This window comes from Nonomuraea fuscirosea (assembly GCF_035917475.1).
GTDB lineage: Bacteria > Actinomycetota > Actinomycetes > Streptosporangiales > Streptosporangiaceae > Nonomuraea > Nonomuraea fuscirosea.
On record NZ_CP109074.1, the window covers coordinates 165153 to 178194 of the forward strand.

Below are 13042 nucleotides of genomic sequence, written 5' to 3' on the forward strand. Positions count from 1 at the left end.
CATGGGCGGGCGGGAGTTGGTCAAGCGGCAGCGCGGGCATAAAGCCCGTCTGGAGCTGACCTGCGAGCAGTCCGCGATCCTGGAGGAGCAGGCGTCCGCCGCGATCACCCTGTGGAACTGCCTGCACGCCTATTGGACGCATTTCCCCGGCAGAAGGCCGACTCTGGCGCAGGCCGATCAGGCGATCCGCCAGGCCCGCACGGATGTTCCGTTCCTGGCGGCCTTGCCCGCCCAGGCCGCCCAGGCCGTGCTGAAAACGTATCGGCAGGCGTGGGAGAACTTCTTCAACCCCGGCCACCCTGCCAAGCGGCCGACCTTCAAGTCCAAGAAGAGGCGGCCTCGGCCGGCGGTCGACGTGCCGCAGGTGCGCACCATGCGGATCGTGCGCCTGTCGGCCAGGTGGGGGCAGCTCAGCCTCCCGATGGTGGGTCGGGTCCGGTTCCGGTGGACCAAAGGGCTGTCCGGCGTCGGAAAGAGTTCCCCTGCGGGGAAGGTGACCGGAGCCCGCGTGGTCAAGGACGCGTTCGGGTGGAGCATCGTGTTCCGCACCGAGACTCTGGTCCAGCCCGCTGCCCCGCACCAGGGTGAGCAGGTCGGGATCGACCGGGGCGTCACGGTCGCGCTGGCCCTGTCCGATGGGACCATGCGCGAGCACGGCCCCTGGCTCACCGGCCGCGAGGCCGGACACCTGCGCCGCCTGGAGAAGAAGTCGGCCCGTCAGCGCGCGGCCCGGCCCAGCAAGACCCGCCCCTCGGGACGCGAACAGCGCACCTACGACCAGATCGCCCGGCTCCGCGCGAAAGCCAAGTGCAGAGCCGTCGACTGGCAGCACCAGATCACCACCGAACTCGCCGGCACGTTCGCTGTGATCAAGGTGGAGAAACTCGCCATCCTCAACATGGTCAAATCCGCCGAGGGCACGGTCGAGGCCCCTGGGAAGAACGTCGCCCAGAAGGCGGGCCTGAACCGGTCGATCAGCGGCCAGGCGTGGGGCCGGACCGTCACCCTGCTCGAGTACAAGAGCGCCGAGCGGGGCGGGCAGGTCGTGAAGGTTCCCGCGCCGGGTACATCACAGATCTGCCACCGGTGCGGGCACCGCGACCCGGCCAGCCGCAACGGCACCGTGTTCGCCTGCGTCAATCCCGTGTGCGGGTGGGTCGGCCATGCCGACACCAACGCCGCGATCAACATCAACAACGCCGCAGGACCTGCGGTGTCAGGACGTGGAGACCTCGGGCTCACCCGGTCTGCGAAGCGTCAACCCCCGCGCGCCGCTTAACCGCAACGCGACGCGACGGGAGAACCCTCGGCCTTCAAGCCGGGGAGGAGGTCAAGGCACCAGCGTCAGCGAGGGCCGCTGGTCGGGCAGGCCGATCAGCTCGCGTACCCGCGCGATCGGCCAGGCCAGCTCCCTGGCCAGCGTCGCGGCGCTCAGCCCGCTCTCCTTGCCGGCCAGCTCGAAGGCGTGCGCCAGCAGCACCGGCTGCTCGCCCGGATAACCGGAGACCGGCTCGTTGGTGAACCCGGGCTGCTCGCGCAGCGCGGCCAGGCGCTGGTAGGCGCGCCCGGCGGCGGAGTCGGACAGCAGCCCGGTCTCCCGGCACCGGTAGAGCAGCGAGTCGACCGACACCCCCCACGTCTGCCGCAGCTCGGCCAGCCGGCGCAGGTCGGCGCGGAGCGGCAGCTGGGGCAGGATGCTGTCGCGCGGGGTGAGGAACTCGGCGGCGAAGGCGTCGGCCTCGCGCTCCTGGTGGGAGTCGCCCGCGGCGGTGTCGCCGTGGAGCACGAGGTGGCCCAGCTCGTGGGCGGCGGTGAAGCGGTGCCGGTAGATGTCGTCGAACCGGTTGGGCGTCAGCACCACGATCGGCCGGGGCAGGCTGGAGGTGGAGAAGGCGTCGACGGTCACCGCGTCGGGGTCGTGCCGGGGAAAGGCCACCACGATGCCGTGCGCCTCCATCCGGCGCACCAGGTGGCTGATCGGCCCGGCGCCCAGCCCCCAGTGGGAGCGCAGCGCGCGGGCGGCCCCCGCCGGGTCGCGCGGCAGGGAGGAGTGCATCTCGCCGCCGGCGAACCCGGGCAGGTCGACGGCGGGCAGCTGGACCCGTTTCTCCAGCGCGTACGCCAGCTCCCACACCTGCTCGACGAAGGCCACGGCCTTGGCCCGCTGGTAGGCGCGGGTGGAGCGCAGGCTGCGGAAGTGGGCCATGGAGCCGTCGAGCTTGCCGTGGGGGCGGCCGGGCAGGAAGAACGCGATCGGCACCGACAGCACCTCGGCCAGCGGCGCGATCAGGTCCGGCCGCGGCCGGGTGACGCCCGCCTCGTATTGACCGACCGCCGCGGGAGAGACGCCGAGATGCTCGGCGACCTCCTTCTTGGTGAGCGCGGCCAGGTGGCGGGCCTGGGTGAGGCGGGTGGCGTCGAAGGCGTCGGCGACGGCCTGGGGGGTGAGCCCGCCCGCCCGGGAGTCACGCACCGCCGGCGGCCTCCGGCCGGATCGGGGTGGCCTCGGCGCTCCGCTGAGTGGCCCTGGTGTGCGGATTGAGCTCGGGCATGGGCAGGACGCCCTGGTCGAAGGCCGCCGCGCTGTCGCCGGCGGCGGGCGCGCCGGCCTCCTGGGCCAGCGGGATCGGCTCACACCGGTGCCAGCGCAGGCTGCCGAAGCGGTCGAGCAGCTCGGCCTCGCCCCACCAGGCGTCGAGCAACCCGGCGTGGGCGTTGGCCGCGTAGGCGATCAGCACCAGCCGGGTGTCTTCGGGCAGCTCGTCCAGCGCCTCGACGACCGGGACCGCGAGCGGCGCGACGTCGTGCAGCGCGAGCTGCCGGATCCGCGGCGCGGGGCCGAACCGGTGGAACAGCGCCTGCACCAGCGCAGACGGGCGTCCGTCGCCGATGCGGGCGCTCATCACGGTGAGCGAGCGGTCCTTGGCGTAGCGGAAGGGGAACAGCAGCTTGCCGTCGAGCAGCACCAGCTCGTGCTGGGAGCCGCCGGGCTTGACGATGCGCACGTCGCCCATGTCCTCGAACGCCTTGGCCAGCGCCTCGAACTTGCGCGACATGAGCGTGAACCCGAACGGGTGCAGATGGTCGGTCCGCGCCGCCTTCTGCGCGTCCCTGGCGTTTTCCAGCGCGACCGACAGGGCCTCGGCCACACCCTGTCTGATCAGGGGAGCGCGCTGCCCGAACGTCTCTTCGGCCCACTGGGACATCCGCATGCCCGACCTCCTGCCGCTTTACTTTCCAACATCATAGGCCCGCCACGACTTCATGTTGCCCGCACGACACACTTGTACGTCTTGCATTCTTGTATGACAATATTCCGCGTCTAACAAGTGAGCTTGACGAGAGGTGCGCTACGGCATGCGAACACCCGACTGGCCCCTGACGGCGACCCGCTGGACGCAACTGACGCTGGCCGAGGACGACCCGGCGCACCTCGACGTCGACTTCTGGACCTCGGTCATGCGGGACAGCAGGTCGAACGCGGTCTGCGTCAGCGCGGGCGGCTACATCGCCTACTACCCGACCCGCATCCCGTACCACCACCGCAGCACCTTCATGGGCGACACCGACCCGTTCGGCGCGCTGGTGGAGGCGGCCAGGGGGCTCGGCATGCACGTCATGGCCAGGGTGGACCCCCACGCCGTGCACGCCGACGCGGCCACGGCGCATCCCGAGTGGCTGGCGTGCGACCAGGAGGGGGCGCCGATCGAACACTGGTCCCATCCCGGCATCTGGCTGACCTGCGCCTTCACCGGCTACCACCGCGAGTTCGTCACCGAGGTGGCCAGGGAGATCGTGCGCGAGTACGACGTGGACGCGATCTTCGCCAACCGGTGGGAGGGCTACTACGGCATCTCCTACAGCGAGGCCGCGCGGCGCTCGTTCCGCGACGACACGGGGTTCGAGCTGCCCGAGCGCGAGCACGACACGACCGACCCGGCCTGGCCCGCGTACGTGGCCTGGCGGCGGCGCCGGCTCAGCGAGCTGGTCTCGATCTGGGACGCGGCGGTCAAGGACCTGCGGCCGCACGCCCGCTTCATCCCCAACCTGGGCGCCTTCGCCGCCCGCGACCTGGAGCCCGAGCTGGTCAAGCGGGTCTATCCGCTGTTCGTGGTGGACAAGCAGGGACGCTCGGGCATCGAGGCGCCGTGGGCGGCCGGCCGGGTGGCCAAGCGCAGCAGAGGCCTGTTCCCGGACCGGCCGGTCGGGCTCATCACCTCGGTCGGGCCCGAGTACCACCAGCACCGGTGGAAGGACTCGGTGGCCCCGCCGGAGGAGGTCCGGACGTGGATCGTGGACGGGTTCGCGCAGGGCGCGTTCCCGTGGTTCACCAAGTTCAACGCCACCGTCTCGGACCCGCGCTGGGTGCCGGCCGTGGTGGACGCGTTCGGGCTGCACGCGAAGCTGGAGCCGGTGCTGGCGCCGATGCCGGTCACGGCCGAGGTGGCGCTGGTCGACCCGAGCAGGGCGGGCCGGATCAGGAGCGGGGCGGCGCACTCCTTCCCCGACGAGGACGGCTTCTACCAGGCCCTGGTCGAGGCGCGGATCCCGTTCGACCTGCTGGCCGACCAGGTGCTGTCGGCCGAGCGGCTGCGGCCGTACAAGGTGCTGGTGCTGGCCAACGCCGAGCAGCTCAGTGACGAGCAGTGCGCGGCCGTCCGCGACTACGTGGCCGCCGGCGGCGGCCTGGTCGCCGCGCACCAGTCCTCCCTGTACGACGAGCACGGCGAGCCCCGGGCCAACTTCGGTCTGGCCGACGTCTTCGGCGCGGACCTGGTGAGCCCGCTCAGAGGCCCGATCAAGAACAACTACATCGCGCTGACCGGCGAGCACCCGGTCAGCGGCGGCTTCGGCCCGGCCGGGCGGATCATCGGCGGCACCCGGCTGCTCGGCGTCGAGGCCAGGCCGGGCACGCAGGTGCCGTTCCGGTTCGTGCCGGACTTTCCCGACCTGCCGATGGAGGAGCTGTACGCCAGGAAGGACCCCGACGCCCCGGCCGTGATCACGAGGGAGGGGCCGGGCCGGGTGGTCTACATCCCGTTCGACCTCGGGGCGATCTTCTGGGAGACGCTCCAGGCCGACCACGGGCGGCTGATCGCCAACGCGGTGCGCTGGGCGCTCGGCGGCGAGCCCGAGGCCACCGTACGCGGCCCGGGGCTGGTCGACCTGGCCGTACGCCGCGACGAGCACAGTCTCGCGGTCACCGTGGTCAACCTGACCAACCCCATGGCCATGCGCGGCGCGATCAGGGAGACCATCCCGCTGCCGCCGCAGACGGTCTCCGTCGCGCTGCCGCCGGACGCGGCGGGGGCCACGGCCCGGCTGCTGGTGGACGGGAGCGAAATCCCCGTCGCCGTCCGCGACGGCCGGGCCGAGGTGGAGCTGACCGGCGCCGGGCTCATCGAGGTCGTGCACCTGACCTGGGAGCCGAGGTGAGCCGGGTCTGGTGGCGCGAGCCGTTCCGGATGTTCCAGACCAACCTCCGCGAGGTGGACGCCGGGCTGGACGTCGAGCGGGTGCTGGACCGGCTGGAGGAGTTCGGCGCGAACGCCTGGCTGATCAGCGTCGGCGGCATCCTGTCGAACTATCCGACCGGCCTGGACTTCCAGACGCGCAACCCGCACCTGGCCGAGCGCCCGTCCGGCGACCTGATCGGCGACGCGGTGGCGGCGGCCCGGCGCAGGGGCGTGCGCGTGCTGGCCAGGATGGACTTCTCCAAGATCGACCACCGGCGGGCCGAGCGGCATCCCGAGTGGTGCTTCGTCTCGCCCGCCGGCGAGCGGCAGGTCTACAACGGCCTCACCAGCGTGTGCCCGAGCGGCGACTATTACCAGGTCAAGCTGTTCGAGGTGATCGGGGAGGTGCTCGACCGCTACGAGATCGACGGCTTCTTCCTCAACTGGATGTCGTTCAACGAAGTGGACTACAGCCGCAGATACTGGGGCGTCTGCCACTGCCTGGCCTGCGCCCGCCGCTACGACGGTGAGCTGCCGGAACGGGCGGACGCCCGGTGGCGCGCGTTCACGCGTGCGACGCTGGACGACCTGCACGCCAGGATCCGGGCCGAGATCGCCGGGCGCAGGCCCGAGGCGGCGCTCATCCTGGGCGAGCACGCCGACATCGTCTTCCACGAGGCGAACAACGCGGTCGGCCGGCCCCTCTGGCACCACCGGACCAGCGAGCACGTCAGCGCGGCCAAGTCGTATCGGCCTGAGGTGCCGGTGCTGGTCAACTCCGTGGGGTTCGTGGACATGCCGTACCGGATGGCGGGGGAGGAGCCTCACCATTTCGCCCAGTATCTGTTGCAGGCGATCTCGCGGGGGGCGATCCCGTCCACGTACATCATGGGGACGCCGGACGACAGCCCGTACGAGTGCCTGGAGATCGCCGGCGAGCTGACCCGGTTCCACCGCGACCACGCCGAGGTCTACCGGGACCTGGTCTCCGAGGCGCGCACGCTGCTGGTCCGCCCCGAAGGGGAGCGGGCCGAGTTCCAGGGGCTCTACCTGGCGCTGCTGGAGCGGCACGTGCCCTTCGACGTGCTGCCCGAGGAGAAGCTGGCGGCGAGCGACCTGTCCAGGTACGAGCTGGTCGTGCTGCCCGACGCCGGCGCGCTGAGCCGTCCCGAGGTGCTGGACGCCTACGCCGAGTCGGGCGGCACCGTGCTGGCGACCGGTTCGAGCGACGCCGGGCTCGCCTGCCTGCCCGTCGCCCGCCGGCTGGCCGCGTACACGACGGAGGAGTCCGTCCGCTCGCTGCACCTGCGCGGTGACCGCGGCATGGTGCCGGTGATCGGCGCCTTCGACGTGGTCGAGCCCGCGCCGGGAGCGGAGACGGGCCTGCCCGCGCTCTCCAGGGCCAGGTACGGCCCGCCGGAGAAGTGCCACGGCCATCTGGAGACCGGCCATCCCGGCTGGCTGAGCGCCCCCTACGGCAGGGGGAGGGGCGTGCTGATGCCGTGGACGGTCGGGCGCGGTTACCGGGAGACCGGGCTGAGCGCCCATCGCGACCTGTTCGCCGACCGCCTGCCCGCCGGCCTCGCCGTCGGGACCGGGCTGCCCGAGCAGGCGGAGATCGTGCCCGCCCGAGCCGGGGACCTCCGGGTGATCCATCTGCTGAACCGCTCGGGCGACGCCGACCAGCGCTTCCGCCGGCCGCTGCCGATCGCGGAATCGTGGCTCGACCTGCCCTGGCCGGGCGAGTGGGAGGCGCACGCGCTGCGCGCGGACCGCCCCCTGGAGGTGGACGGCGGCCGGGTGCGGTTGCCGGAGATCGGCCTCTTCGAAGTAGTGAAATTGTCAAACAAGTATTCATGACCTATTGACGGTCTCGTTAGACAAATGAACACTGGACCATCACCGGGGTAGCCGGTCCCCTGTGAGAACGACGGGAGAACAACGTGATGAGCGGACTAGATCGGCGGGGGTTTCTGAAGCTGGCGGCGGCCGGGGCACTGGGGGCCGGCCTGACGGCGTGCGGCGCCGGCGACTCGGGCGGCGGTGACGGCACCACGCTGCGGTACGCGTGGTGGGGCAACAACGTCCGGCAGCAGAACTACACGAAGGCACTCAAGGAGTTCGCGGCCAAGAACCCGGGCATCCAGGTCGAACCGGAGTTCGCCGACTACACCGCCTTCCAGGAGCGCATGACCACCCAGATGGCCGCCCGCGACGTGGCCGACATCTTCTGGGTCGCCTCGGCGCAGGTCATGACGTACCACAAGAGCAACATCTACCGGCGCCTCGACGAGGTGCCCAGCGTCGACCTGGCCGACTACTCCAAGGAGGAACTGGAGTCGTTCAAGCTGGGCGGGCAGCTCAACACCATGCCGTTCGGCATCTTCGTCCCCGTCTTCCGCTACAACGAGACGTTCGTCAAGGAGGACGGCGTCAAGCTCCCGCCGGCCGACGCCGACTGGGACGCCTGGTCGGAGTTCCTCATCGACTACTCCAAGGACAACCCGAAGCAGCGCAAGGGCATGCCGTACGAGGCCGACGCCGACATGGTGTTCGAGGCCTGGCTGCGCCAGCGCGGCGAGCTGCTCTGGAGCGAGGACGGCAACCCCGGCTTCACCGCCGACAGCGTCCGGGCCTGGTTCGACTGGTGGGACAAGATGCAGAAGGCCGGCGCGGTGCTGACGCTGAGCGAGCAGGAGGGCATGGGCCCCGACTGGGCCCTGGTCGGCAAGAAGGTGCTGGCCAAGGTCGGCAACTCCAACCACATCATCGACGACGCCAAGATGTTCCCCGACTACTCCTTCAAGCTGCGCAGCGTTCCCGCGGCCAAGGACGCGCAGGCCGGGCACCCGTTCCTCTACTACCCCCGGATGGCCATCTACCAGGGCATCGACGACGACAAGCTGGAGGCCGCGGGCAAGCTCATCAGCTACAACACCAACGACCCCGCGATGATCAAGACCGTCGGCCTCACCATGGGCGCGCCGGTCAACCCCAAGGTCTTCGAGCAGACGCTGGCCGCCGCGCAGGGCGACGACAAGGAGTCGCTCGACGCCGTACAGGTCAGCCGCAAGGCCGAGCGCCGCCCCCGCTTCGAGGCGCCCCCCGGCACCAGCACCTGGCGCACCGCCATGGCCAGGGTCGCCGAGGAGATCTCACTCGGCCGCCTGAGCACCGCCGACGGCGCCAAACGACTGCTCGACGAGATCTCCGCCGGCATCGCCCGCGCCAAGTAGGAACCCCCATGTCGAAGCTCCATCGTCAGGGCGGCGCCGCACACGTCTTCCTGATCCCCTGGTGGCTGGGCCTCGTCCTGGTCACGGCCGTACCCCTGATCGCCTCCCTCTACCTGGCCTTCACCGACTACAACATCCTCAGCTCGCCGAAGTTCAACGGCCTGGAGAACTTCGAGCGCATGTTCCAGGACGACTACTTCTGGGCCGCCGTCCGCGTGACCGCGGTCTACGTCGTCGTCTCCATCCCGCTGCAACTCGGCTTCGCGCTGCTGCTCGCCCTGATCCTCGACCGCGGCCTGCGCGGCCTGGCCTTCTACCGCAGCGCCTTCTACCTGCCCTCGCTGCTCGGCACCAGCGTCGCCGTGGCCATCCTGTGGCGGCAGATCTTCGGCGACAACGGCCTGGTCGACCGGGCGCTGTCGATCTTCGGCCTCGAACTCGGAAGCTGGCTGCAGAACCCCAGCCTGTCGCTGTCCACGCTGATCGTGCTGAACGTCTGGACCTTCGGCTCACCCATGGTGATCTTCCTGGCCGGCCTGCGCCAGATCCCCGAGGAGCTGTACGAAGCCGTCAAGGTGGACGGCGCCGGAATCGTGCGCCAGTTCACCGCGGTGACGATCCCCCTGCTCACCCCGATCATCTTCTTCAACCTGATCCTGCAGACGATCGGCGCGTTCCAGACCTTCACCCAGGCCCACGTCGTCAGCGGCGGCACCGGAGGCCCCGCCAACTCGACGCTGTTCTACACGCTCTACATCTACCAGCAGGGATTCACGAACTTCGACATGGGCTACGCCTCCGCGCTGGCCTGGGTGCTGATGGCGGCCATCGGCCTGGTGACGGCCGTGCACTTCGTCCTGTCGAGGTACTGGGTCTTCTACGGAGACGACTGATGACGACCGCGACGACCTCGCTCGACTCCGCGCCCGCCCGCACCACGGCGGTCCTGCGCCGGCGTGGGCGCCGGGACCTGCTCAAGCACCTCGGCCTGGGCGTCTTCGTGCTGCTGATGCTCTATCCGCTGATCTGGATGATCGTCAGCTCGCTCAAGCCCGACCACCTCATCCTGACCGAGCCGGGGCTCATCCCCAGCGAGGTCACCTTCGACAACTTCGTCGCGGGCTGGAACGCGCTCAACCGGCCGTTCACCGTCTTCTTCCTCAACTCGCTGCTGGTCACCGTCGGCTCGATCATCGGCAACCTGTTCTCCTGCTCCCTGACCGCGTACGCGCTGGCCCGGCTGGAGTTCAGGATGCGCGGGGTCTATCTCGCCATCACGCTGCTGTCGGTGATGCTGCCGATGCACGTGCTGGTGATCCCGCAGTACATCTTCTTCTCGCAGCTCGACCTGGTGAACACCTACTATCCGCTGCTCATCCCGAAGTTCCTGGCCACCGACGCGTTCTTCATCTACCTGATGGTCCAGTTCATCAGGACGATCCCGCGTGACCTGGACCGGGCGGCCTGGATCGACGGCTCGGGCCCGTTCCGCACCTTCTGGTACGTGGTCCTCCCGCTGATGCGGCCCGCCCTGGTCACCACCACGATCTTCACCTTCATCTGGACCTGGAACGACTTCTTCGTCCCGCTGATCTATCTCACCTCGCCGAAGATGTTCACGGTGCCGGTGGCGCTGAACTCCATGGTCGACTCCGAGACGCAGGGCGGCGTGGGCATGTTGTTCGCGATGTCGCTGGTGTCCCTGCTGCCGGTGCTCATCTTCTTCGCCATCGCCCAGAAGCAGCTCATCCGCGGCATCGCCACCACGGGGCTCAAATGAGGATCATCATCACCGGCGACCACGACGAGCTCGCTCGCCGCCGCATCCGCAGGGCGGCCGGTGCCGCGCAGGTCGAGTTCGCCGCCGACCCGGGCGACGGCATCGAGCTGGCCGACGCCGTCGTCGGGAAGGTGCCCGAGCCGCTGCTGGCCAAGGCGGGCCGGTTGCGCTGGGTGCACAGCCCGGCGGCGGGCGTGGACGGCGTCCTGTCCGAAGGGCTGCTGGCGAGCGACATCACGCTCACCTCCGCCACCGGCAACGGCGCCGTCCCGCTGGCCGAGCACGCGATGCTGCTGCTCCTCATGCTCGACAGGGACGTGCCGCGCTGGCTGCGTGCCCAGTCCGAGCGCCGCTGGGAGCGCTACCCGCACGGCGAACTGGCCGGAAAGACCATCGGCCTGTACGGGCTCGGCCACGCGGGCCTCGACCTGGCCGCCAAGGCGAAGGCGTTCCACATGCGGGTGCTGGGCGTGCGCAGGAAGGACGCCCCCGCGCCCGGCGTGGACGAGCTGCTCGGCCAGGACGAGTTCCCGCGCTTGCTGGCCGAGTCCGACTACGTGGTGGTCACCGCGCCGCTCACCCCCGTGACCGCGGGACGGTTCGGCCGGGCGGAGTTCGCCGCGATGAAGCCGACGGCCTGCTTCGTCTGCGTCTCGCGCGGCGGCATCGCCGACGACGACGCCCTGCTGGACGCGCTGCGCCGGGGTGAGATCGCCGGCGCGGGCCTGGACGCCCACGGTGTGGAGCCGCTGCCGCCGGCCAGCCCGTTCTGGTCGCTGCCGAACGTCATCGTCACCCCGCACAACGGCGCCACCACCCGCGAGACGGCGGGCCGCGGCCTGGACATCCTGCTGGACAACCTGGGCCGTTTCGTCAGGGGCGAGCCGCTGCGCAACGTCGTCGACAAGGCCGCCGGCTACTGAGAGTCCGAGTATACTTGTCTGACGATTTTACCTTTTCTGGGAGGAGTTCCATGGACGGTAAGCCCAGCTTTCCTCTCGGACCATCATCACTGACGGAAGCGCTCTACGAGTCGGTACGCAAGCGCATCGTCAACGGCGACATCGCCCCGGGGGAGAAGCTCACCGAGATCCGGATCGCCAACGAGTACAGCGTCGCACGCCCCACCGCCAAGGCCTGCCTCGAACGGCTGACCGCGCTCGGGCTGCTGCGCCGTACCACGCACAAGACCGCCGTCGTCCCCAAGCTGGACGAGGCGGAGATCCGTGATCTCTACTTCAGCCGCGAGACCGTCGAACGGGCGGCGGTCGTGGCGCTGGCCCGCGCCGGCACGGTGCCGCCCGAGGCGGTGCGTGCCCAGGCGGCGATGAGAGCGGCGGCCGGCGACGCGGCCCAGCACGGCTCCGACCAGGGGTCTCACGCGGGGGCGTTCGCCACTCAGGTCGAGGCCGACATCGCCTTCCACTCCGCGCTGGTGGCCGCCGTCGGCAGCCGCCGCCTGGCGCGGATGCACGAGGTCATCCTCGGCGAGGTGCACCTGACCATGGGCCAGTTCCAGGCCCACCGCACCACGGACCCGATGAACGTGGCGCACGAGCACGACGACATCCTCAAGGCCATCGGCGACGGCGACCCCGAGCGGGCGCAGCAGTGCCTGGCCCACCATCTCGACCAGGCCCAGGGGCGGCTGCTCGGCCAGCTGCGCCGCGAACGATCGGAAGAGGCCCACGCGTGACCAGGTGGAGCGTCAACTGTTCCCTCCTCTACACCGACCTGCCGCTGCTGGAGCGGCCCGCCGCGGCGGCGGCCGACGGGTTCACCGCCGTCGAGTTCTGGTGGCCGTGGCCGGTGGCGGTGCCGGACGACCGTGAGGTGGACGCGTTCGTCGCCGCCGTCGAGAACGCGGGCGTGCGGCTCACCGGGCTCAACTTCTTCGCCGGCGACATGCCGGGCGGTGACCGCGGCGTCGTGTCGTGGCCGGGCCGCTCGCGCGAGCTGCTCGACAACATCCCCGTGGTGGCCGCGATCGGCGAGCGGCTCGGCTGCCGCGCGTTCAACGCCCTCTACGGCAACCGGATCGACGGCGCCGACGCCGCCGAGCAGGACGAGCTGGCCGCCGAGCTGCTGACCGCCTGTGCCAAGGGCGTCTCGGGCACGGTGCTGCTTGAGCCGGTCAGCGGCGCGCCGCGCTATCCGCTGCTGACGGCCGCCGACGCCGTGGCCGTGCTCGACCGGCTGGGCGACGTGCCCAACCTCGGGCTGCTCGCCGACTTCTACCACCTGGCCGTCAACGGCGATGACGTGGCCGCCGTCATCGACCGGCACGCGGCGCGCATCGCCCACGTGCAGATCGCCGACGCCCCTGGCCGGGGTGCGCCCGGTTCGGGCGAGCTGCCGCTGCGGCAGTGGATCGACGACGTATACGCCGCCGGATATGACGGATATATAGGCCTGGAATACCGCGCGGAAGGGCCCGGCGCCTTCATCTGGCTGCCCCGCGAACAACGCGCCGCCGACCCGGCCCCCGGCACCCGGCCATGAACGCGACCCCGCACACGGCCCGCGACGCCGCCCTGAACGCGACCCGCGACGCCGCACCCGAAACGGAA

The 13042-nt window shown here is 70.6% G+C and carries 11 protein-coding genes; 9 read left to right on the plus strand and 2 right to left on the minus strand.

The genetic code is table 11. The features are described 5' to 3' along the window. The first annotated feature begins 1 nt into the window (after window position 1). On the plus strand, window positions 2-1279 hold the full coding sequence (locus OIE67_RS00725) for an RNA-guided endonuclease InsQ/TnpB family protein (protein ID WP_326635632.1): 1278 nt from the start codon (window positions 2-4) through the stop codon (window positions 1277-1279). Window positions 1280-1330: 51 nt separating this feature from the next. Here the strand turns inward: OIE67_RS00725 and OIE67_RS00730 are convergent, their stop codons facing one another. Further along, window positions 1331-2473 carry a helix-turn-helix domain-containing protein gene (locus OIE67_RS00730; RefSeq protein WP_106249437.1) on the minus strand — a complete coding sequence of 381 codons (1143 nt, stop codon included), beginning with the start codon at window positions 2471-2473 and terminating at the stop codon, window positions 1331-1333. Next, window positions 2466-3212: a hypothetical protein gene (locus tag OIE67_RS00735; protein WP_326635635.1), complete on the minus strand. Its 747-nt coding sequence runs from the start codon at window positions 3210-3212 to the stop codon at window positions 2466-2468. Before OIE67_RS00735 ends, OIE67_RS00730 begins: the two co-directional genes overlap by 8 nt. A gap of 145 nt (window positions 3213-3357) precedes the next feature. Here OIE67_RS00735 and OIE67_RS00740 point away from each other — a divergent pair, with 145 nt between their 5' ends. The 8 genes from OIE67_RS00740 to OIE67_RS00775 all read left to right on the plus strand — a co-directional run bounded on the left by OIE67_RS00740 (window position 3358) and on the right by OIE67_RS00775 (window position 12974). Then, the gene (locus tag OIE67_RS00740) at window positions 3358-5436 is read left to right on the plus strand and encodes an alpha-amylase family protein (protein ID WP_326635637.1); all 2079 of its coding nucleotides are present in this window, start codon (window positions 3358-3360) and stop codon (window positions 5434-5436) included. Next, window positions 5433-7316, plus strand: a complete 1884-nt coding sequence (locus OIE67_RS00745; protein WP_326635639.1) for an alpha-amylase family protein — start codon at window positions 5433-5435, stop codon at window positions 7314-7316. Before OIE67_RS00740 ends, OIE67_RS00745 begins: the two co-directional genes overlap by 4 nt. An 86-nt stretch (window positions 7317-7402) precedes the next feature. After that, window positions 7403-8692 carry an ABC transporter substrate-binding protein gene (locus OIE67_RS00750; protein ID WP_326635641.1) on the plus strand — a complete coding sequence of 430 codons (1290 nt, stop codon included), beginning with the start codon at window positions 7403-7405 and terminating at the stop codon, window positions 8690-8692. Window positions 8693-8700: 8 nt separating this feature from the next. Then, the gene (locus tag OIE67_RS00755; RefSeq protein ID WP_106249431.1) at window positions 8701-9585 is read left to right on the plus strand and encodes a carbohydrate ABC transporter permease; all 885 of its coding nucleotides are present in this window, start codon (window positions 8701-8703) and stop codon (window positions 9583-9585) included. After that, window positions 9585-10472, plus strand: a complete 888-nt coding sequence (locus tag OIE67_RS00760; protein ID WP_326635644.1) for a carbohydrate ABC transporter permease — start codon at window positions 9585-9587, stop codon at window positions 10470-10472. The genes OIE67_RS00755 and OIE67_RS00760 overlap by 1 nt, the downstream gene beginning before the upstream one ends. After that, entirely contained in the window at window positions 10469-11395 is a 927-nt protein-coding gene (locus tag OIE67_RS00765) for a D-2-hydroxyacid dehydrogenase (RefSeq protein ID WP_326635645.1), read from the plus strand. The genes OIE67_RS00760 and OIE67_RS00765 overlap by 4 nt, the downstream gene beginning before the upstream one ends. A 50-nt stretch (window positions 11396-11445) precedes the next feature. Beyond that, a complete protein-coding gene (locus OIE67_RS00770; RefSeq protein ID WP_106249426.1) occupies window positions 11446-12168 on the plus strand; it encodes a GntR family transcriptional regulator in 723 nt (240 codons plus the stop codon). Next, a complete protein-coding gene (locus OIE67_RS00775; RefSeq protein ID WP_326635648.1) occupies window positions 12165-12974 on the plus strand; it encodes a hydroxypyruvate isomerase family protein in 810 nt (269 codons plus the stop codon). Before OIE67_RS00770 ends, OIE67_RS00775 begins: the two co-directional genes overlap by 4 nt. The last annotated feature ends 68 nt before the right edge of the window (window positions 12975-13042 follow it).

Coding starts and splice junctions, on each gene's coding strand:
- OIE67_RS00725 (WP_326635632.1), top strand. CDS start 2: ATGGGCGGGCGGGAGTTGGTCAAGCGGCAGCGCGGGCATAAAGCCCGT.
- OIE67_RS00735 (WP_326635635.1), bottom strand. CDS start 3,212: ATGCGGATGTCCCAGTGGGCCGAAGAGACGTTCGGGCAGCGCGCTCCC.
- OIE67_RS00740 (WP_326635637.1), top strand. CDS start 3,358: ATGCGAACACCCGACTGGCCCCTGACGGCGACCCGCTGGACGCAACTG.
- OIE67_RS00750 (WP_326635641.1), top strand. CDS start 7,403: ATGAGCGGACTAGATCGGCGGGGGTTTCTGAAGCTGGCGGCGGCCGGG.
- OIE67_RS00755 (WP_106249431.1), top strand. CDS start 8,701: ATGTCGAAGCTCCATCGTCAGGGCGGCGCCGCACACGTCTTCCTGATC.
- OIE67_RS00760 (WP_326635644.1), top strand. CDS start 9,585: ATGACGACCGCGACGACCTCGCTCGACTCCGCGCCCGCCCGCACCACG.
- OIE67_RS00765 (WP_326635645.1), top strand. CDS start 10,469: ATGAGGATCATCATCACCGGCGACCACGACGAGCTCGCTCGCCGCCGC.
- OIE67_RS00770 (WP_106249426.1), top strand. CDS start 11,446: ATGGACGGTAAGCCCAGCTTTCCTCTCGGACCATCATCACTGACGGAA.